Annotated in this window: 1 protein-coding gene; it reads left to right on the top strand. The window is 69.2% G+C overall.

The features are described from left to right. A partial coding sequence (locus tag FB586_RS18480) for a UPF0182 family protein (RefSeq protein WP_168800612.1) occupies positions 1–767 on the top strand: 767 nt, incomplete at both ends.

The following is a 767-nucleotide window of genomic DNA, read 5'->3' as shown; positions in this document are numbered from 1 at the left end:
TTGCGTGAGCACCTGCGCTACCCCGAGGACCTCTTCAAGGCCCAGCGCTACCAGTTCCAGCGCTACCACGAGACGTCCGCGTCCGCGTGGTTCGAGGGCTCCAGCCGCTGGGAGGTGCCGAGCGACCCGCAGAGCCCCACCCGCCTGCAGCCGCCGTACCGCCTCTTCACCGACACGGGGGAGGGCGAGACGTGGTCGCTGACGTCGGTCTACGTGCCGCGCGACAAGGAGAACAACCTCGCGTCCTACATGGCGGTGAACAGCGACGCGACGAGCGACGACTACGGGACGGTCTCCGTGCTGGAGCTGCCCAACGAGCCCACGGGCGGCCCGTTGCAGATCGCCAACACGTTCGCCACCAACGAGGACGTCAGCGCGGCCCTGCTGCCCTACACCACCGGCGACGCCGACCGCGTGCCCGGCAACCTGCTGACGGTGCCGGTGGGCGACCAGTTCATGTACGTCCAGCCGGTCTACACGCGTCGTGACGGTGAGTCGAACTTCCCGATCCTGCGGTTCGTGCTCGTGTCCTACGAGAACCGTGTCGGCATCGGCACGACCCTGGCCGCCGCCATCGAGGACTCGCTCACCGGGGGTTCTGACGACTCGACCGAGGAGCCGACGGAGGAGCCGACCGAGGAGCCGACCGAGGAGCCGACGGAGGAGCCCGGGACCTCTCCGACCGAGGGGCCCACCGAGGAGCCCACCGGCAGCACGCAGGAGCAGATCCGTCAGCTGCTGCAGCAGGCCGAGCAGAAGTTCGCCGA

The organism is Cellulomonas telluris, from assembly GCF_004886325.1.
Taxonomy (GTDB): Bacteria; Actinomycetota; Actinomycetes; order Actinomycetales; family Cellulomonadaceae; genus Cellulomonas; species Cellulomonas telluris.
This window is presented reverse-complemented; position numbering and strand designations above follow the sequence as displayed.